18 protein-coding genes and 1 pseudogene are annotated in these 16,487 nt (G+C 64.7%); 5 read left to right on the forward strand and 14 right to left on the reverse strand.

Annotation, left to right across the window (positions count from 1 at the left end):
- Positions 1-4: 4 nt before the first annotated feature.
- From flgJ to flgB, 9 genes are all read right to left on the reverse strand, one after another.
- On the reverse strand, positions 5-1,213 hold the full coding sequence (gene flgJ, locus PHLH3_RS19800; RefSeq protein ID WP_213625477.1) for a flagellar assembly peptidoglycan hydrolase FlgJ: 1,209 nt from the start codon (positions 1,211-1,213) through the stop codon (positions 5-7).
- Between the two features lie 10 nt (positions 1,214-1,223).
- Positions 1,224-2,324 carry a flagellar basal body P-ring protein FlgI gene (locus PHLH3_RS19805; RefSeq protein WP_213625478.1) on the reverse strand — a complete coding sequence of 367 codons (1,101 nt, stop codon included), beginning with the start codon at positions 2,322-2,324 and terminating at the stop codon, positions 1,224-1,226.
- 16 nt (positions 2,325-2,340) lie between these two features.
- Positions 2,341-3,054 carry a flagellar basal body L-ring protein FlgH gene (gene flgH / locus PHLH3_RS19810; RefSeq protein WP_021220622.1) on the reverse strand — a complete coding sequence of 238 codons (714 nt, stop codon included), beginning with the start codon at positions 3,052-3,054 and terminating at the stop codon, positions 2,341-2,343.
- A gap of 20 nt (positions 3,055-3,074) precedes the next feature.
- Positions 3,075-3,860: a flagellar basal-body rod protein FlgG gene (gene flgG / locus PHLH3_RS19815; RefSeq protein WP_111260919.1), complete on the reverse strand. Its 786-nt coding sequence runs from the start codon at positions 3,858-3,860 to the stop codon at positions 3,075-3,077.
- Between the two features lie 46 nt (positions 3,861-3,906).
- A complete protein-coding gene (locus PHLH3_RS19820) occupies positions 3,907-4,647 on the reverse strand; it encodes a flagellar basal body rod protein FlgF (protein ID WP_173177718.1) in 741 nt (246 codons plus the stop codon).
- A 218-nt stretch (positions 4,648-4,865) separates the two neighbouring features.
- The gene (flgE, locus tag PHLH3_RS19825; protein ID WP_173177716.1) at positions 4,866-6,179 is read right to left on the reverse strand and encodes a flagellar hook protein FlgE; all 1,314 of its coding nucleotides are present in this window, start codon (positions 6,177-6,179) and stop codon (positions 4,866-4,868) included.
- Between the two features lie 33 nt (positions 6,180-6,212).
- The gene (flgD, locus tag PHLH3_RS19830; RefSeq protein WP_213625479.1) at positions 6,213-6,899 is read right to left on the reverse strand and encodes a flagellar hook assembly protein FlgD; all 687 of its coding nucleotides are present in this window, start codon (positions 6,897-6,899) and stop codon (positions 6,213-6,215) included.
- Positions 6,900-6,919: 20 nt separating this feature from the next.
- A complete protein-coding gene (gene flgC / locus PHLH3_RS19835) occupies positions 6,920-7,372 on the reverse strand; it encodes a flagellar basal body rod protein FlgC (RefSeq protein WP_213625480.1) in 453 nt (150 codons plus the stop codon).
- A 14-nt stretch (positions 7,373-7,386) separates the two neighbouring features.
- Positions 7,387-7,791 carry a flagellar basal body rod protein FlgB gene (gene flgB / locus PHLH3_RS19840; RefSeq protein ID WP_213625481.1) on the reverse strand — a complete coding sequence of 135 codons (405 nt, stop codon included), beginning with the start codon at positions 7,789-7,791 and terminating at the stop codon, positions 7,387-7,389.
- A gap of 327 nt (positions 7,792-8,118) precedes the next feature.
- On the opposite strand from flgB, the gene PHLH3_RS19845 reads away from it, so the two are divergent.
- The gene (locus PHLH3_RS19845) at positions 8,119-8,544 is read left to right on the forward strand and encodes an organic hydroperoxide resistance protein (RefSeq protein ID WP_213625482.1); all 426 of its coding nucleotides are present in this window, start codon (positions 8,119-8,121) and stop codon (positions 8,542-8,544) included.
- A gap of 71 nt (positions 8,545-8,615) precedes the next feature.
- Here PHLH3_RS19845 and cheR read toward each other — a convergent pair whose 3' ends face one another.
- Both cheR and PHLH3_RS19855 read right to left on the reverse strand, forming a co-directional pair.
- Positions 8,616-9,443, reverse strand: a complete 828-nt coding sequence (gene cheR, locus PHLH3_RS19850) for a protein-glutamate O-methyltransferase CheR (RefSeq protein ID WP_173177708.1) — start codon at positions 9,441-9,443, stop codon at positions 8,616-8,618.
- Between the two features lie 43 nt (positions 9,444-9,486).
- Positions 9,487-10,419 carry a chemotaxis protein CheV gene (locus PHLH3_RS19855; RefSeq protein ID WP_111260926.1) on the reverse strand — a complete coding sequence of 311 codons (933 nt, stop codon included), beginning with the start codon at positions 10,417-10,419 and terminating at the stop codon, positions 9,487-9,489.
- Between the two features lie 113 nt (positions 10,420-10,532).
- On the opposite strand from PHLH3_RS19855, the pseudogene flgA reads away from it, so the two are divergent.
- The 4 genes and pseudogenes from flgA (at position 10,533) to PHLH3_RS19875 (ending at position 13,107) form a co-directional block, all read left to right on the forward strand.
- Positions 10,533-11,260, forward strand: a pseudogene (gene flgA, locus PHLH3_RS19860) (flagellar basal body P-ring formation chaperone FlgA).
- A 154-nt stretch (positions 11,261-11,414) separates the two neighbouring features.
- Positions 11,415-11,756 carry a flagellar biosynthesis anti-sigma factor FlgM gene (flgM, locus tag PHLH3_RS19865; RefSeq protein ID WP_213625483.1) on the forward strand — a complete coding sequence of 114 codons (342 nt, stop codon included), beginning with the start codon at positions 11,415-11,417 and terminating at the stop codon, positions 11,754-11,756.
- A 49-nt stretch (positions 11,757-11,805) separates the two neighbouring features.
- Positions 11,806-12,273, forward strand: a complete 468-nt coding sequence (gene flgN, locus PHLH3_RS19870; RefSeq protein ID WP_213625484.1) for a flagellar export chaperone FlgN — start codon at positions 11,806-11,808, stop codon at positions 12,271-12,273.
- An 84-nt stretch (positions 12,274-12,357) separates the two neighbouring features.
- Complete coding sequence (locus PHLH3_RS19875) at positions 12,358-13,107, forward strand: flagellar brake protein (RefSeq protein WP_213625485.1); 750 nt, start codon at positions 12,358-12,360, stop codon at positions 13,105-13,107.
- 38 nt (positions 13,108-13,145) lie between these two features.
- Here PHLH3_RS19875 and PHLH3_RS19880 read toward each other — a convergent pair whose 3' ends face one another.
- From PHLH3_RS19880 to PHLH3_RS19890, 3 genes are all read right to left on the reverse strand, one after another.
- Positions 13,146-13,766: a TIGR04282 family arsenosugar biosynthesis glycosyltransferase gene (locus PHLH3_RS19880; RefSeq protein WP_213625486.1), complete on the reverse strand. Its 621-nt coding sequence runs from the start codon at positions 13,764-13,766 to the stop codon at positions 13,146-13,148.
- Between the two features lie 112 nt (positions 13,767-13,878).
- On the reverse strand, positions 13,879-15,177 hold the full coding sequence (locus tag PHLH3_RS19885) for an MFS transporter (RefSeq protein WP_213625487.1): 1,299 nt from the start codon (positions 15,175-15,177) through the stop codon (positions 13,879-13,881).
- 62 nt (positions 15,178-15,239) lie between these two features.
- Positions 15,240-16,481, reverse strand: a complete 1,242-nt coding sequence (locus tag PHLH3_RS19890; protein ID WP_173177901.1) for a glutamine synthetase family protein — start codon at positions 16,479-16,481, stop codon at positions 15,240-15,242.
- Positions 16,482-16,487: the final 6 nt, after the last annotated feature.

Below are 16,487 nucleotides of genomic sequence, written 5' to 3' on the forward strand. Positions count from 1 at the left end.
ATCCTCATGAGCGGGGCACCGTCGACTCGCCGGCCGCTACAGCCTGGTAGGTCTGCATCTGCCGGGCGATCTGGGCGACCTTGCGCGCATACTGCGGGTCGGTCGCGTAGCCGGCCTGCTGCAGTTCGCGTACGAAACGCTCAGGCTTGTCGGTTACTTCCAGTGCCTCTTGATATCGATCGTTCCCCTGCAGAAAGTTCACGTAATCGTGGAAGCTCTGCTGATAGGAATCGTATGCGCGGAACGATGCCGCTTCCTTGACGGCCTGGCCGTCCTTGTATTCGGTGGTCAGGGCACGGGCCGACTGGCCGTCCCAGCCGTGGGACTTGATGCCGAACAGGTTGTGGCTGCTACTGCCGTCCTGCTGGCGGATGATCGACTTGCCCCAACCGGTCTCAAGGGCCGCCTGGGCCACCAGGTAGCGCGGATCGACGCCGATGCTCTTCGCCGCTTCCTGGGCCATGGGCAGCATGGTGTCGATGAACTCCTGCGGCGAGTTGAACGCGGACTTGCCCGGCGCCAGCGGCGGCTGGGCGATGCGCCGGCCGATCACGGCGTCGTTGCCGGCCATGCGGTTGGCACTGGTCTCGGGCGCACCATAGGACTTGGCCGGCAGCCAGTCGGAGCCGGCCAGGGCCTGGCTCTGCGCCGGCGCCTGGGCAGCGCCGTCGGCAGCGCTGGCGGAGGGCACGATGCCGGCCAGCAGGCGGTCGGTGAGCTTGCTCGGCAGGCTGATGCGACGCATCGCCAGCAGCTTGGAGTCGTCGCGGCCATCGGCCGGTGCCTCGATCCTACTGCCCTTCTGCGGCCAACTGATGCCATTGGTCTCGGCCACCTGGGCGAAGGGATTCGGGCCGGTGGACTTGGAGACGCCCTTGTTCTTGGTCAACTGGCGAGTGAGCACGTCGGACAGGCCGATGCCCTGCCCCTTGGAGATGGTCACGGCCAGCTGCTGGTCGTACATGTCCTGGTAGGTCTTGCTCTCGTTGCTGTTGAGGAAGTTGCCCTCGGCGAAGACATTGTTGGCCGAGCGCATGGCCTTCATCATCTCGTTCAAAAACAGCGACTCGAATTCCTGGGCGACCTTCTTGATGTTCGCGTCGCTGTCCCGATCCTTGCCCACCTTGAACTGGGCCATGCGGTTGAGGTCGGTGTACGCGCCGGTATCGACGGGGCTGCCTGCGCCTATACCTGCCGAGAGTCTGGAGTCCATGGCCGCCTCCTCAGATCACGATCAGGTCGGCCTGGAGGGCGCCGGCTTGCTTGAGCGCCTCGAGGATGGCCATCAGGTCGGAAGGAGCGGCGCCCACCTGGTTCACCGCGCGGACGATCTCGTCCAGGGTGGTGCCGGGGCCGAACTTGAACATCGGCTTGGCTTCCTGGTCGGCATTGACCTTGGAGCGCGGCACCACGGCGGTCTGCCCGCCGGACAGGGCGCCGGGCTGGCTGACGATGGGGTCTTCGGTGATGGTCACGGTGAGGCTGCCGTGGGTGACGGCGGCCGGCTGCACCTTGACGTTCTGGCCGATGACGATGGTGCCGGTGCGCGAGTTGATGATGACCTTGGCCACCGCCTGGCCGGCTTCCACTTCGAGGTTCTCCAGCACCGACATGTAGTCGACGCGCTGGCTCGGGTCCATCGGCGCGGTGACGCGCACCGAGCCGCCGTCCAGCGCCTGGGCGACGCCCGGGCCGAGCAGCTCGTTGAGCTTGTCGACGATGTTCTTGGCGGTGGTGAAGTCCGGGCGATTGAGGTTCAGGGTCAGGGTGTTGCCCTGGTCGAACCCGCTCGGCACCGGACGCTCGACGGTGGCGCCCGCGGGGATGCGGCCGGACGACGGAACGTTGACGGTGATCTTCGAGCCGTCGCTGCCTTCGGCGTCGAAGCCGCCGACCACCAGGTTGCCCTGGGCGATGGCGTAGACGTTGCCGTCGATGCCCTTCAGCGGCGCCATCAGCAGGCTGCCGCCGCGCAGGCTCTTGGCGTTGCCGATGGACGAGATGGTGACGTCGATGGCCTGGCCGGGCTTGGCGAAGGGCGGCAGGTCGGCGTGGATGGACACGGCCGCGACGTTCTTCAGCTGCACGTTGCCGGAGCCGGCCGGCACCTTGATGCCGAACTGCGCCAGCATGTTGTTGAAGGTCTGCAGGGTGAAGGGCGTCTGGGTGGTCTGGTCGCCGGTGCCGTTGAGGCCCACGACCAGGCCGTAGCCGATCAGCTGGTTGTTACGCACGCCCTGGATACTCGCAAGGTCCTTCAGCCGTTCGGCATGGACGGCTGTGGCGGCGAGCAACAGGCAGAGGGCAGCGGTCAGTCGTTTCATCTTCGCGATCACCTGCTCAGAACGGCCACAGCGGGCTCATGAAGAAGCGGTCGAACCATCCTGGCTGGCTGGCATCGGCGAAGGCGCCGGTACCGGAATAGGTGATGCGCGCATCGGCGATGCGGTTGGAGGAGACGCTGTTGTCGGTGCCGATGTCGTCGGCACGGACCAGGCCGGCGATGCGCACCAGTTCGTCGCCGGTGTTCAGGGTCATCCACTTCTCGCCGCGCACGGCGAGGATGCCGTTGGGCAGCACTTCGGAGACGGTGACGGTGATCGAGCCGCTGAGGCTGTTGCTCTGCCCCGCCTGGGAGTTGCCGCTGGTGTCGCGGGTGCCGCTGTAGCCGACGTCCATGGACAGGTTCTCCGCCTTGAGCGGATTGAGGCCGGTGCTGGGGTTGTCGACCCGCACGCCGCCGCCGAACAGCGAGGTCAGCCCGAGGTTGGCGGTACTGTCCTTCTTGATCTGCGAGGTGGCGTTCTTGCTGGCCTGGGTACGCTCGTTGAGGGTGATGGTGATGATGTCACCCACACGATACGCCTTGCGGTCGTCGTAGAGATTGGTTTCGAAGCCGGCCTGATAGATGGAGCCGTTGTTCTGCGCGGCGGGCATGGGCGTGCGCGGCAGGACAGGGGCGTAATAGGGATCGTTCGGCTTGGCGGCCGGCGCGACGCACCCGGTGAGCAGGTGGGCGGCGAGCAGCGAGACGGGAAGGATCAGCCGGTTCATGACAACTTACCTCGAGGGTATTACAGGTTCTGCGAGAGGAATCCGAGCATCGAGTCGGCCGTGGAGATGACCTTGGAGTTCATCTCGTAGGCGCGCTGGGTGGTGATCATGTTCACCAGTTCCTCGACCACGCTGACGTTGGAGTTCTCCAGGGTGTTCTGCAGCACGTTGCCCAGGCCGGTCAGGCCGGGGGTGCCGACCTGCGGAGCACCGCTGGAGGCGGTCTCCAGGAACAGGTTGTTGCCGATGGCCTGCAGGCCGCCGTAGTTGACGAAGTCGGCGGTCTGGATGTTGCCGATCACCTGCGGCGTCGGGTTGCCGAAGGTGGTGACGGATGCGGTGCCGTCCTCGCCCACGGTGAAGGTCTGCACCTCGGCCGGCAGCACGATCGCCGGCTCCAGGGGGTAGCCCTGGGAAGTGACGACCTGGCCGTCGGAGTTCAGGTGGAAGCTGCCATCACGGGTGTAGGCGACGGTGCCGTCCGGCATCAGGATCTGGAAGAAGCCACGGCCGTTCACCGCCAGGTCGAGCGGCTGCTCGGTGGTCTGCAGGCTGCCCTGGGTGAAGATCTTCTGGGTGCCGGCGATGCGCACACCGGTACCCAGTTGCAGGCCGCTGGGCAGCTCGCTGTCCTGGGTGCTCTGCGCGCCGGGCTGGCGGCGGATCTGGTACAGCAGGTCCTCGAACTCGGCGCGATCACGTTTGAAACCCGTGGTCGATACGTTCGCCAGGTTGTTGGAAATGGTGGTCAGGTTCATGTCCTGAGCCGCGAGGCCCGTCTTGCTGACCCAGAGTGCCGGAAGCATCTTCGTTCTCCTCGGGCGCCGGTTTCATGGCGCCGCGTACTGGTAATTAGCTGAGTTGCATGACCCGTGCCATCGCCGAAGCATCGTCTTCGGCGGTGCGCATCATCTTCACGTGCAGTTCGAACTGGCGGGACAGCGAGAGGATCGCGGTCATCTCTTCCACCGCGTTGACGTTGCTGCCCTCGAGGAAGCCCGAGGTCACCTGGACGGCGCCATCCACCGGCGCGGGCTGGCCGCTCTTGAGGCGCATCAGGCCGTCGGTGCCTTTTTCCAGCTGCTTGAGATCGGGATTGACCAGCTTGATGCGGTCGACCTGGGCCATCACGTTCGGGGCCTCGCCCAGGGAACGGATGCTGATGGTGCCGTCGGCGCCGATCTCCACCTTCTGTTCCGGCGGGATGGCGATGGGGCCGGAATTGCCGATCACCGGCAAACCGTCGCCGGTACGCAGCTGGCCGAGGGCGTCGACCTGCAGGCTGGCGGTGCGCACATAGGCTTCGCTGCCGTTGCCCGACTGCACGGCGATCCAGCCCTGGCCACCGATGGCGATGTCCAGGTCGCGACCGGTTTCCTGCATTGAGCCCGGGGTGAAGTCGGTGCCGGGGCGCTCGCTCATGGCGTAGACGCGCGCTGGAAAGGTGTCGCCGAACACGGGCATGGAACGGGCCTGCTCGTAGTCGCGACGAAAGCCCGTGGTGGAAATGTTCGCCAGGTTGTTGGCGTGGGCGCGCTGGGCCAGGGTGTTCTGGCTGGCGCCTGACATGGAGACGTACAGCATCTTGTCCATGGGGTTCTCCGAGTGGGCTTTTGACGCCCGCTGACTCTTTGCAGGCTATTCAGCAATTGCTGTGCCAGAAACGGAAAAACCAGTACAAGCCACTGATACAGAAGGAAAAACACAAAAGAAAAAGGCCCAAGCAAGGGGCCTTCGAATGCCGTGGCGGCGAAGGGCTGCCGCCAGCGGCAAGGTCCTTGCCGCCCGATGACCCGGGCGGCAAGCACCACTCAACGCAGGTTGATGATGGTCTGGGTGACCGCGTTCTCGGTTTCGATGGTCTTGGCGTTGGCCTGGTAGTTGCGCTGCGCCACGATCAGGTCGACCAGCTCGGTGGAGATGTCGACGTTGGAGGCCTCCAGCGCTCCGGACTGCAGGGCGCCCAGGGTGCCGGAACGCGGGGTGCCGATGACCGGCTCGCCGGATTCGGAGGACTGCACCCAGGAGGTCTTGCCCACCGGGGTCAGGCCCTGGACGTTGGCGAAGTTGGCCAGCACCACCTGGCCCTGGATCTTCGACTGGCCGTTGGTGTAGCGGGCGAAGATGTTGCCCTCGTCGTCGATCTCCAGGCCCGACAGCTGGCCGGTGGTGTAGCCGTCCTGGGCGACCTTGGTCACCGCGAAGGCGCTGGAGAACTGGGTCGAGCCGCGGATATCGAAGCTGATGGTCGGCGCGGCGGCGGCGCCGTTGGCGCTCCATACCGGCGGAGTGGCGCCGTTGGACTGCGCCGGCACCCAGCCGGTGATGCCCAGGGTGCCGTCGGCGTTGACGGTGAAGCCGCCCGTGCCGGTGAAGGTGCTGGTGTCGAGCTGGCCGGAGCTGGTGAAGCCCACCGTGGTGCTGATCGGCGCGGTGCTGGCCGGGTTGGTCGGGTTGCGACCGTCGATCAGCACGTTCATGGTCCAGGAGTTGGCCGGGGTGGCCGACTTGACGAAGTACTGGGTCATGACGTGGGCGTTGCCCTGGGCGTCATAGATGTTCACCGAGGTCGACGAGTTGTAGGTGGTCGGGTCGGCCGGGTCGAACGGCGTCTTGGTCGGCACCGTGTTGGTGGAGTTGAGGTTGAACGGCTGGGTGATGGTGGTGGTGGCCTTGGGCTGCTGGTTGTTGGTCTGGATCACCAGGTCGCCGACCACGCCACTCTGCAGCGCACCATTGGCATCCACCGAGTAGCCCTGCAGGCGATAGCCGTTGTTGTCGACGATGTAGCCGTTCTTGTCGGTGCCGAAGTAGCCGGCGCGGGTGTAGCTGATGGCGCCGTTGTTGCTGGTGATGAAGAAGCCGTTGCCGTTCACCGCCAGGTCGAGGGCGTTCTCGGTGTAGTCGATGGTGCCCTGGTTGTAGAGCTGGGCGACGTTGCCCAGCAGCACGCCGCTGCCGATGGTCTTGCTGCCGGAACCGAGCACGGAGGCCGAGTACAGGTCCTGGAACTCGCCACGGGATTGCTTGAAGCCGACGGTGCCGGCGTTGGCGATGTTGTTGCCAGTGATATTGAGGTCACTGGAGGCGGCACGGATGCCGCTGAGTCCGATATTGAACGACATGGGATGCTCCTGTAACGCCGGCGCCGCCGACGATTATTGACCGATGACCTTGACCTTGGAGAGTGCGACGCTGCCCAGCCCGGCGAGGTTGAGCGTCATCTCGGCGCCATTCAGGCCGAGGGTGACGCTGTCCACGTTCGCCGGCAGGTTGGTGGACATCGCCACCGTCTTGCCGTCGATGGCCGCCTCGGCCTGGAAGGTGTAGGTACCGTTCGGCGCGACGTTGCCGCTCGAATCCTTGCCGTCCCACATGAAGCTGACCTGGCCGGCATTCTGGGCGCCCAGGTTGATGCGGTTGACGGTGTTGCCCTTGCTGTCCAGCACGTTGACGTAGACGTTGGTGCTGGCGCCGGTAAGGTTGATGCTGCCCTTCATGGTCTCGCTGGTGTCCACCACCGCCTTGTTGGTGGTGACGATGACCTTGCGGCCGACCAGGGAGGACGCCTGCAGCGCCTGCGAGGACTGGGTGCTGGAGAGGATGCTCTCGACGCTGGTATTCAGGTTGTCGAGGCCTTCCACGGTACTGAACTGGGCCAGCTGCGCCACGAACTCGCTGTTGGTCTGCGGGTCCAGCGGGTTCTGGTTGTTCATCTGGGCCACCAGCAGCTGCAGGAACTGGTCCTTGCCCAGCGAGCTGTCCTTGGTCTTGTCGTTGTCCTTGAGCTTGTACTGGTCGAGGACCGAGCTGCTCGAAGTTCCGCTTACGCTGTCAACGCTCATCTTGTTCCCTCACTCGCGCCTTATTGACCCAGGGTCAGCACGCGCTGCATCATCTGCTTGGCGGTGTTCATCATTTCGACGTTGGTCTGGAAGGCGCGGCTGGCGGAAATCATGTCGGCCATCTCTTCCACCACGTTGACGTTGGGGTAGTACACGTAGCCATCGGCGTTGGCAGCCGGGTGGTTCGGCTCGTAGCGCGGGGTCAGGGCGCTCTGGTCTTCGATCACACCGAGCACCTGCACGCCACGACCGGATTCGTCCTCGCCGGCGAACAGCGAGCCGCTGCTGCCGCTCTCGCTGTTGAGCTGGCTCTGGAACATGGTCGAGAAGACCGGGTGACGGGCACGGTAGGTCTGGTTGATGCTGGAAGACACCGTCTCGGCGTTGGCGATGTTGCTGGAGATGGTGTTCAGGCGAGTGCTCTGGGCGCTCATGCCGGTGCCGGCAATGTTGAAGACGCTGGACAGTGACATGGTGGTGATCTCCGTTATTCGCCGCGCAGGGCGCTGACCAGCCCTTTGAACTTGCTGTTGAGCAGGGTGAAGCTGGCCTGGAACTGCATGGAGTTCTCGGTGTAGGTCGATTGTTCCTGCTGCAGGTCGACGGTGTTCTGGTCGATCGAGGGCTGGAACGGAATCCGGTACTTGAGGCTTTCGTCGAACAGGCTGGCGCCTTCGGCGGCGATGTGGCGCTCGTTGGTCAGGTTGGCATGGAAGGTGCCCTTGCTGTTCTCCACCTGCTGCTGGAGCACGGCCTTGAAGTCCAGGTCACGCGCCTTGTAGTTGGGCGTGTCGGCGTTGGCGATGTTGTTGGCCAGCACTTCGGCACGCTGGGTGCGGAAGCTGAGGGCCTTTTCATGGATGCCAAGGGCGCTTTCGAAGCTGATGCTCATGTCTCTGACCTTTGCCGAGTGGCAGTTCGGTTTGTCTGCCTGACATTCAGCAAAGGCTGTGCCAACTTTTAAAACCCTTTATTTTCAATGACTTGAGATAAACCCGAGCGGCAATCGAAGCGGCAACGGCAAGGCATTACCGCTTTTGCCGGTGCCGACGGCAACGCGGATGGGCGATCTTGCCGCTGGGCGGCAATGGCCGCCAGCGGCGATCGCCGCCCTGCCCTCTCCTTTTGCCCACGTGGTCTAGGCTTTGGTTTCCGCTTGGCGGCAGCCGCTGCGCAACGCCGCCATCGCCCCTTGATCGACGAACCCGAGGAGATCGAAATGCCCATCGAAAAAACCCTGTACCGCGCCTACGCCGAAGCCTACGGCGGCCGTGAAGGCCGTGCCGTTTCGTCCGATGGCGTACTGGATGTGAAGCTGACCACGCCCAAGGAACTGGGCGGGCCGGGAGGTGAAGGAACCAACCCCGAGCAGTTGTTCGCGGCCGGCTATTCGGCGTGCTTCCTCGGTGCCATCAAGTTCGTGGCCGGCAAGGAGAAGGTCGCCCTGCCGGACGACGCGTCCATCGAAGGCATCGTCGGCATCGGCACGCTGCCCACCGGTTTCGGCATCGAGGTGGAGCTGCGCATCTCCCTGCCGGGCGTCGACAAGGCCGTGGCCAAGGACCTGATCGACAAGGCGCACGTGGTGTGTCCCTACTCCAACGCGACCCAGGGCAACATCAATGTGACCCGCACGCTGGTTTGAGGGCACGCGCCACCGCCGCGACACAAATGAAAAGGGAGGCTTTCGCCTCCCTTCCTCATTTCATCCGCGGGTCACTTGACCTTGTAGATGATCCCCGGGCTGCACTGCACCATCTGGTACAGGTCCGGCAGGCCGTTGAGCGCCTCGGACGCACCGAGGAACAGGTAGCCACCGGGTTTCAGCGTGGCGTGGATGCGCGTGAGGATGTCCTTCTTCACCTCGGCGGAGAAGTAGATCAGCACGTTGCGGCAGAAGACGATGTCGAACTTGCCCAGTGCCGCGTAGCTGTCCAGCAGGTTCAGCGGGCGGAACTCGACACGGTTGCGGATCGCCGGCTTGACCACCCAGCGCCCCGGCCCTTTGGGGTCGAAGTAACGGGTCAGGCGCTCCTGGGAGAGCCCGCGCCCCATCGCCAGGCTGTCGTACTCGCCGGCCTTGCAGGCGGCGAGCATGGCGCTGGACAGGTCGGTGGCGACGATGCGCACGCCGGCCTTGAGCTGGCCGAGGTTGGTCTTCTCGAATTCGTCGATCGCCATGGACAGGGAGAACGGCTCCTGCCCGGACGAACTGGCTGCCGACCAGATGCGCAGCGGCTGGTTGGGCGAGGCCTTGATCATCTCCGGCAGCACCCGGCTCTTCAGTACCTCGAAGGGATAGGTGTCGCGAAACCACAGGGTCTCGTTGGTGGTCATGGCATCGACGACCTGCTCGCGCAGGCCGCCACGGGGGGAACCCTGGATCTTCTGGATCAGCTCCCCCAGGGTCTTGATGCCGTTCTGCTCCATCAGCTTGTTAAGGCGGCTGGATACCAGGTACTGCTTGTTGCTTCCCAGCAGGATGCCGCAGGTTTTTTCCAGGAAGGTCCGGAACTGCTCGAAATCCAAGTTACCTGAAGACACTAGGCCCGCCTCATTCATATCTGTTTCCTGGGGGAGTCATCCCTCAGCCGCCATCAGCGATTCTGATCCGCTCGATCACCCGCGCCGCCAGGTCGTCGGGTCGGAACTTGGCGAGGAAATCATCCGCGCCGACCTTCTTCACCATCGCCTGGTTGAACACGCCGGAGAGCGAAGTATGCAGGAGGATGTGCAGTTTCTGCATTCTCGCATCGCCTCGGATCTCCGCCGTCAGCGTGTAGCCGTCCATTTCCGGCATCTCGATGTCGGAAATGATCATCAGCAACTCCTTCTCCGGCGCCTTGCCCTGCTCGACCATGTCGTGCAGGTAGTTGTACGCCTGGCGGCCGTCGTTGAGCGCCGTGACTTCGACGCCCACCGTCTCCAGGCAGCGGATCAGCTGCTTGCGGGCCACCGACGAGTCGTCGACGATCAGCACCCGCTTGGTGACGGCACTGGCCTGGGTGTTCTGGTCGATCACGCCCTCGGAAATGACTTCGGAAGTCGGTGCGACCTCGGCGAGGATCTTCTCCACGTCGATGATCTCCACCAGGTTCTTGTCGACCCGGGTAACCGCGGTCAGGTAGTGCTCACGACCGGTCCCCTTGGGTGGCGGATGGATCTCCTCCCAGTTCATGTTGACGATGCGCTCCACCGAGCGCACCAGGAAACCCTGAACCTTGGTGTTGTATTCCGTGATGATGACGAAGCTGTTCTTCAGGTCATCCAGCCCACGTCGACCGGTGGCCATGGCCAGGTCGAGGATGGGAATGGTACCCCCGCGGATGTTGGCCACGCCGCGGACCACAGGGCTCGACTTGGGCATGATGGTGAGCTTGGGGCATTGCAGCACCTCCTTCACCTTGAACACGTTGATCCCGTAGAGCTGGGTCCCATCCAGCCGGAACAGCAGCAACTCCAGCCGGTTCTGACCGACCAGTTGCGTACGCTGGTTAACCGAATCCAATACACCGGCCATGCCAGGACTCTCCCGTTATTAGCTTCAGCACGCTTCGCCTTAGAGTAGCAGGCGGCACGGGCCTTGCTTTTGTTCTTGATATGAACGCTATGACGACGATTTTCCGACACACGATGGCACAACGCCGCCATCTTTTTAAGGCTCTTTTACTTGTTTTGCTCGGCCTCGGCCATAACGGCGCCTCGGCTGAGGAACTCACTTCGCCCGAAGTCCTTATCGGCTCCACCCAAGGCTTTCTTGAGTTCACGGTGGAGGATTATCTGCAGACCAACAATATCCAGGGTCGTTACGACATTCAGATCAACCGTCTCGACCCGCGCCTGCGTCTGGCCGCCTGCGACAGGGAATTGACGGTCGCACTGGAAAGCCCGGCACAACCCATCGGCCGGGTCACCGTCAGCGTGCGCTGCGAAGGCAGCACGCCGTGGAGCATCTACGTCTCCGCGCAGGTGCGGCTGTTCCGGGAAGTAATAGTAGTAGCCCGTCCGTTGCGCAGGGGGCGGTCGTCACCTCGGATGACTACAACCTGGTGGAACGCGAGGTGGGCCTGCTCAACCAGGGCTACCTCACCGACCCCGCACAGGCCGAGGGCTTCAAGCTGACCCGCGCCGTGGTCGCCGACCAGGTGCTGGCGCCGGTGCACCTGGAGACCGCCGAGGTGATCCGCAAGGGCGACCAGGTGGTGATCACCGCCAGGAGCAGCAGCATCAGCGTGCGCATGCCCGGCGAGGCCTTGACCGATGGCTCGCCGGGGCAGCAGATAAGAGTGCGCAACCTGCAGTCCAAGCGCGTTGTCAAAGCTCGGGTGGTAGGCCCGGGCCAGGTCGAAGTCGCAATGTAGGCACGGGTTTTGTATGTACATACGTCATGTCGTGTAAAGTGCCGTTCCGACGTCACTTCCAGGCCCGGAAAAAAAGTCCGGAAATTTGCCTAAAGTTTCATTGGGCATGGCCGATAGCGTCGGTAAGCGTCCAAACACCCAGAGGTTCCGCATCATGGTCATCGACTTCAACCGGCTGAATAACGCCGCTACGCCGCCCGGTACGGGCCGTACGAGCAACGCCCAGGCCGGCGGCAAGAACGAAGCCGTCTCCAGCTCGACGACTCCGTCGCAAGCTGCCACCACCGACGCGGCCAAGATCGCCAAGACCGGTGAGAACGTGCAGCTCAGCAGCGATGCGCAGAACCTGCAGAAAGCCACCGACAAACTGCGTGACCTGCCCACCGTGGACAAGGAGCGCGTCGAAAAAATCAAACAGGCCATTGCCGACGGCTCCTATCAGGTAGACAGTCAGCGCGTGGCCAGCAAACTGCTCGACTTCGAATCCCAGCGCTAGTCCCATGGCAGCGCTGGGGACATTGGACGCCCAATCCCCAGAGCCCGCGATGCAAGACACTATCCTGCTCGACCTGTTCACCAACGATATCGGCCACGCCCAGCGTCTGCTTGAGCTGATCGATACCGAATTCAAGGCCCTCACCGAGCGTGACCTGGGCCATCTCGAAAAGATCCTCGCCGACAAGCAGCCCTTGCTCGCCCTGCTCGATGCCCATGGCAAAGAGCGCACCGAAGCCCTCCTCGCGCTGGACCTGACCGCCGACCGTTCCGGCCTGCACAGGCTCGCCGAAACCTCGCCGCTGGGGGCCGACCTGATCGCCCGCAGCGAGGAATTGAGCGCCGTGCTCGAGCAGTGCCAGACCGCCAACCAGCGCAATGGCCGGCTGATTCGAGCGAATCAGGCCTCCGTTGGCAGCACCTTGGCGATTCTGCGTGGTCAGGATGCTCCCAGCCTCTATGACAGCCGTGGTGGTGCCGCTAAAATCCCGCGACAGCGCCCGCTCAGCCAGGCCTGATAACAATAAGGGTACGACGACATTACCGGCACGATGCCAGTATGCTAGTGCCGGAAGTCATTCGTGCTTGGAGAGTCCTGGACCGTGTCCAATGCGTTTATCGAAGAAGATGGCCCCCAACCACCCAAGGTGCTCAAGGCGCCGGTGGAGATCCTTGCCAATCTTCGTCTGCTGCAGCAAAACCACGACCCGCTGATCATCACCTTCAACGAGCGCAGCCAGCGCTTCCAGACCTACCTCGTCGAGATCGACAAGGACAAGAAGATGCTGGCCCTCGACGAGATGATCCCAAACGACGGTGAACGATTCCTGCGCAACGGCGAGAGCTTCCGCCTGGAAGGTTTCCGCGACGGCGTGCGCATCGCCTGGGAATGCCCACAGCCCGTGCGTGTCGGGGAGTTCGAAGGTGACGCCTGCTACTGGTGCCCGCTCCCCGATGAGGTGATCTACCACCAGCGTCGCAACGCCTTCCGCGCTCCGCTGATGCTCAGCCAGCTGGCGGTGGTGGAACTGGCCGGCGACAAGCTGCCCAAGGGCCTGCCCGGGCACATGCTGGATATCTCCGCCACCGGCTGCAAGCTGCGCTTCCCGGGCGACCTCACCAGCCGTTTGCAACCCGGCCAGGTCTACGAACGCTTCAGCGCCCAGCTGCCGGTCGGCACCCTTGTCGCCGCCGTCGAACTGCGCCACGCCAGCTACGACGAAAAGCTCGACATGACCTTCGTCGGCATGCGCTTCTACCGCTCAAGCGGCCAGGAACAGCGCCTGATCGAACGCTTCGTCTACCAGCTGCAGCGCGAAGCCCGGCGCTTCGACAAGGACGACCTGTTCTAGCCAGTCGCACCGCTCGCCTCGCGAGCGGTGCACTTCCCTCACGGCACGCGCACCTCTATCCCGAGCTCCGCCAGGCGCGGCAGGTGCTCCGGCCGGTCCAGCGCCCACATCACCGGCAACAGGCCATGGCTCCATTCCAGCTCCTGCAGGCGTTCGCAGGTGAGCGCCAGCAGCCGATCGCTGCCCCAGGGCATCGCCTCGAACAGCCGTGGATCGACCCGGCGCAGGCCCAGCAGCACGTAGCCACCTTCCTCCGTCGGCCCGAGCACCGCCTGATGTTGCTGCAAGGCCTCGCAGGCCGCTGCCAGGTAATCCGCATCCAGTGCCGGGCTGTCATGACCGAACAGCACCACCGCATCGCTCTCCGCCAGGCCCAGCGCGGCGATGCGGCGCATGCGCTCGCCCAGGTCGCCCGCCGGCTGGCCGACCACGGTCCAGCCCAGCTCGCCGGCAAGACCCGAAAGCGCCTCGTCGGGACCATCGTCCAGCCACAGGAAGCGCTCGCCGAACCCCGCCACCGGCAGGCCCAGCGTCCGCTCGACCAACTGCCGCTGCAGGAGACTCGCGCCCTCCTCGCCCAGCACCGGCACCAACCGGTTCCTGACGCTGCCGGGCTGCGGCGCCCGGGCCAGCAGGTGCAGGGAAATGCTCAAGCTCATGGTCAGCCCTCCTCGGTCCGGTAGCGGGCGCGCAGCAGCGAGCGCCCGGGCGAGTAGTTCCGACAGCGGCGAGCGGCATTGATTCGGCGCCGATGGAGGACGCCCGTCGCCATCAGCTGGGACGGGGCTCCTCGGGGGGCGGCGGCGTGAAGCTGTCGCCGCCCATCTGCTCGTGCACCACCTGCTCGTCCACGCGCGGGTCGAGGGCGGCCACCAGGGGCGAGCTGACCTCCGGGGTCGCCACGTGATGCAACGGCGCCTCGTCGACGCGGTGCAGCCCGGTCACCTTGTCGGGCCGCACGCGCAGCACCAGCACCAGCGCGCAGAGGCTGGCGAAGGCATAGAACATGTTCGGCCCCACCTGCTTCATCAGCGCACCGGTGACCAGCGGACCGACGCTCGCGCCGACGCCGAAGGTGATCAGCAGCATGGCGGTCAGCGAGACCCGCCGCTCCGCCTCGATATGGTCGTTGGAAAACGCCACCGCCAGCGGATAGAGGGTGAACTGCAGCATGCAGACCAGGAAGCCCATGGGGAACAGCAGCTCCATCGGCACCTGCGGCATCAGCGCCAGCGGCAGGGCCGCCAGCACCAGCAGCGCGGCGACGGTGCGGATCAGCATCGCCCGGTCATGGCGGTCCGACAGCCAGCCCAGCGGCCACTGCACCAGCAGGCCGGCGAGGATGCAGCAACCCATGAACAGACCGATCTGCTCCGTGGACAACCCCTGCCGCGTGGCATAGAGCGGCGCCAGGCCATAGAAGGAGCCGAGCATCAGCCCGGAGATCAGCACCGTGGTCATCGACTGCGGCACGCGCTTGATGAAGAAGCGTGGCTCCAGGGGCGCCGGATGCAACGGCGCCGGGTGGATCTTGCGGGTCACCGCCACCGGCACCAGGCACAGCGCGAAGCACATCGCCACCAGCATCAGCAGCTCCGGGCCCAGGTTCGGGTGCAGTACCAGCACCAGTTGGCCCAGCACCAGGCCCAGGTAGGACGCCACCATGTAGCCGGCGAACACCTGGCCACGCTGGCCGGCGTCCGCCTGCTCGGTGAGCCAGCTCTCGATGACCATGTACTGGCACATCATCCCCAGGCCCACCAGCATGCGCATGAACAGCCACGCCGGCAGCCAATCGATCAGGCCATGCCCCAGCACCGCCGCCGTCACCGCACCGGCACAGGCCACGTAGGCACGGATATGCCCCACCCGCGCGATCAACCGGTGCCCCAGCTTGCCGCCGAGGATCAGGCCCAGGTAGTTGGCCGCCATCAGCGCACCGACCCACAGACCGTCCACCTTGTCGGCGGCCAGGCGCAGGCCCAGGTAGGTACTGAGCAGGCCGGAACCGATGAGCATCAGCAGCGTGGCGAAGTAAAGGGCACGAAAGGACTTCAAGACACGACCCATTGGCTTTCCATGCGCTCCTTGAACAAGAGCGGGCCGCCATATGCGGCCCGCAAGGGGGGATGCTACGCCTGGGCGGCCAGTACGCGCCGCTCCCAGGGGGTGATCTGATCGAAGAAGCTGGTCAGCTCCATCGTCTTGGTGGCGATGTAGCCTTCGATGAACTCCTCCCCGAACAGTTCCCGGGCCAGATCACTGCGCTTCAGACGCTCCAGAGCGGCATGCAGGGTACAGGGCAGGACCAGGGATTCGGGAATATCGAACTCGCCCTGCATGGGCGCGCTCGGCGCGATCCGCTGCTCCATGCCGTGCAGCCCCGCCGCCAGGCTGGCCGCAATGGCCAGGTACGGGTTGGCGTCGGCCCCCGGCAAACGGTTCTCCACCCGCCTCGCCACCGGCGCGCTGGCCGGAATGCGCAGCCCAGCGGCGCGATTGTCGTGGGACCAGCAGGCATTGTTCGGCGACGCATAGGGGTGGCAGAGGCGCTGGTAGGAATTCACGTTCGGCGCGAACAGCCCGGTGAAATCCGCCATCGCCGCCTGCTGCCCGCCAATGAAATGGTAGAAGGCATCGGTCGCCTCGCCCGCCCCGTCGCTGAAAATATTCCGCCCCTCGCCGATCGTCACCACGCTCTGGTGAATGTGCATCGAGCTGCCCGGCGTGTGCGCCAGCGGCTTGGCCATGCACACCACCGTCACCCCGTGCTTGAGCGCCACCTCCTTGAGCATGTGCTTGAACAGGAACGTCTGGTCCGCCAGCAGCATCGCATCGCCATGCAGCAGGTTGATCTCGAACTGGCTCACGCCCATCTCGTGCATGAAGGTGTCGCGGGGCATGCCCAGCAGCTCCATGCACGCATAGACCTCCTCGAAGAACGGGCGCAGGCCGTTGTTGGAGGTCACGCTGAACGCCGAGCAACCATCCTCGCGGCGCCCGTCCAGGCCCAGCGGCGGCTGGAAGCTCTGGTGCGGGTCGGGGTTCGGCGCAAAGACGAAGAACTCCAGTTCGGTGGCCACCACCGGGGCCCAGCCGTGGGCGGCGTAGCGCTCCAGCACGCGGCGCAGCAGGCCGCGGGTCGACAGGCCGGACGGCCGCCCATCCAGCTCCTGGGCGTCGCAGATGGCCAGGGCGCGCGGGTTGGCGCTCCAGGGCAGGCGGTGCACCTGGCTCGGCTCGGCCACCAGCGCCAGGTCACCGTCGTCGCTGCCGTAATACTTCGCCGCCGGGTAGCCACCCATGATGCATTGCAGCAACACGCCCCGTGCCAGCTGCAAACGGCGGCCGGAGAGGAAGCCCTCGCCGGTCATCACCTT

This window comes from Pseudomonas sp. Pc102 (assembly GCF_018408275.1).
Taxonomy (GTDB): Bacteria; Pseudomonadota; Gammaproteobacteria; order Pseudomonadales; family Pseudomonadaceae; genus Metapseudomonas; species Metapseudomonas tohonis.

Bases quoted from the DNA above. Each gene is read 5' to 3' on its own strand.
- flgJ (WP_213625477.1), bottom strand. From the start codon at position 1,213: ATGGACTCCAGACTCTCGGCAGGTATAGGCGCAGGCAGCCCCGTCGAT.
- PHLH3_RS19805 (WP_213625478.1), bottom strand. From the start codon at position 2,324: ATGAAACGACTGACCGCTGCCCTCTGCCTGTTGCTCGCCGCCACAGCC.
- flgH (WP_021220622.1), bottom strand. From the start codon at position 3,054: ATGAACCGGCTGATCCTTCCCGTCTCGCTGCTCGCCGCCCACCTGCTC.
- flgG (WP_111260919.1), bottom strand. From the start codon at position 3,860: ATGCTTCCGGCACTCTGGGTCAGCAAGACGGGCCTCGCGGCTCAGGAC.
- PHLH3_RS19820 (WP_173177718.1), bottom strand. From the start codon at position 4,647: ATGGACAAGATGCTGTACGTCTCCATGTCAGGCGCCAGCCAGAACACC.
- flgE (WP_173177716.1), bottom strand. From the start codon at position 6,179: ATGTCGTTCAATATCGGACTCAGCGGCATCCGTGCCGCCTCCAGTGAC.
- flgD (WP_213625479.1), bottom strand. From the start codon at position 6,899: ATGAGCGTTGACAGCGTAAGCGGAACTTCGAGCAGCTCGGTCCTCGAC.
- flgC (WP_213625480.1), bottom strand. From the start codon at position 7,372: ATGTCACTGTCCAGCGTCTTCAACATTGCCGGCACCGGCATGAGCGCC.
- flgB (WP_213625481.1), bottom strand. From the start codon at position 7,791: ATGAGCATCAGCTTCGAAAGCGCCCTTGGCATCCATGAAAAGGCCCTC.
- PHLH3_RS19845 (WP_213625482.1), top strand. From the start codon at position 8,119: ATGCCCATCGAAAAAACCCTGTACCGCGCCTACGCCGAAGCCTACGGC.
- PHLH3_RS19855 (WP_111260926.1), bottom strand. From the start codon at position 10,419: ATGGCCGGTGTATTGGATTCGGTTAACCAGCGTACGCAACTGGTCGGT.
- flgM (WP_213625483.1), top strand. From the start codon at position 11,415: ATGGTCATCGACTTCAACCGGCTGAATAACGCCGCTACGCCGCCCGGT.
- flgN (WP_213625484.1), top strand. From the start codon at position 11,806: ATGCAAGACACTATCCTGCTCGACCTGTTCACCAACGATATCGGCCAC.
- PHLH3_RS19880 (WP_213625486.1), bottom strand. From the start codon at position 13,766: ATGAGCTTGAGCATTTCCCTGCACCTGCTGGCCCGGGCGCCGCAGCCC.
- PHLH3_RS19885 (WP_213625487.1), bottom strand. From the start codon at position 15,177: ATGGGTCGTGTCTTGAAGTCCTTTCGTGCCCTTTACTTCGCCACGCTG.
- PHLH3_RS19890 (WP_173177901.1), bottom strand. From the start codon at position 16,481: ATGACCGGCGAGGGCTTCCTCTCCGGCCGCCGTTTGCAGCTGGCACGG.